At 64.8% G+C, this 897-nt stretch carries 2 protein-coding genes; both read right to left on the reverse strand.

Features of this window, described 5'->3' with window-relative positions; genetic code table 11:
• A partial coding sequence (trbH, locus tag EOA27_RS38275; RefSeq protein WP_127258937.1) for a conjugal transfer protein TrbH occupies positions 1-395 on the reverse strand: 395 nt, incomplete at its 3' end.
• A 3-nt stretch (positions 396-398) separates the two neighbouring features.
• On the reverse strand, positions 399-897 hold a 499-nt coding region (trbG, locus tag EOA27_RS38280), incomplete at its 5' end, for a P-type conjugative transfer protein TrbG (RefSeq protein ID WP_127258940.1).

Raw genomic sequence — 897 nt, forward strand, 5'->3', positions numbered from 1 at the left:
GTGTAGGCGCGGCCGAGATCAAGCGAACCGGTCGAGAGACGGGCCAGTACCTGGCCGTCATGACTGTCGATGACATAGGCGAGCGGGATCGGCTTCTCGCCATCGGTCTTCTGGTCGCTGACGACGGCATAGCCCCAGGCCTTGAGCGAGGCTTCAAGCGCGCCGCCGAACGGCGAACCGTCGGGCTTGAGCAGGCTGGTTCCGGTGCCCGGTCCGACATGTTCGGCAAGCCGGCTTACCATGTCGCCGGCAATGGCGCTGGCGGCCGGGCCGGAGATCTCAGGCGGCGCGGAACTGGCAACGAGCCCGTCCGTTCCGGTGGTCTGGCAGCCGGCCAGCAGCGCGGCGAGGAAGGTCATTGCGAGCAATCGCGGGACGAGGCGGCCAGCACCCATCGCCTACCCTCCACGCCTGATGCTGATCTTCTCTTTGTGCCAGCCGACGCCGGAGACGAGAACGGCGCGATCGACGTGATAGTCGACCACCATCATGTTGGCCTTCATCCGGTAGTTGACGATGCGGTTCTCGCCGCCCGACACGACGAAGAGGACCGGTGCGTCCTGGCCAGACATCGAACGCGGAAACTGGATGTAGGTCTTCTCACCGTCCGAATAGACCCGCGTCGGCCGCCAGCGCGCATTGCCGCTGACGCTGTACTGGAAATTCAGCTGCTCCGCCGGCACGCCGGCGCCAGAAATCGTGTTCACTTCCAGCCTGGCATTGATATCGGCAAGCCGCGCCGACACGTCCTCCGGATATTCGAAACCGACCCGGGCCATGTACTGGCTGCCATGCGACTTGAGCTGGATGTGGTAGGTGCGCCGCGACGTCGTCACCACCATTGAGGTGACCAGACCCGGCTCGGCCGGCTTGACGATGAGATGGATCGCCTGACCT

Origin of the sequence: Mesorhizobium sp. M2A.F.Ca.ET.037.01.1.1 (assembly GCF_003998075.1) — a bacterium.
Classification (GTDB): Bacteria; Pseudomonadota; Alphaproteobacteria; order Rhizobiales; family Rhizobiaceae; genus Mesorhizobium.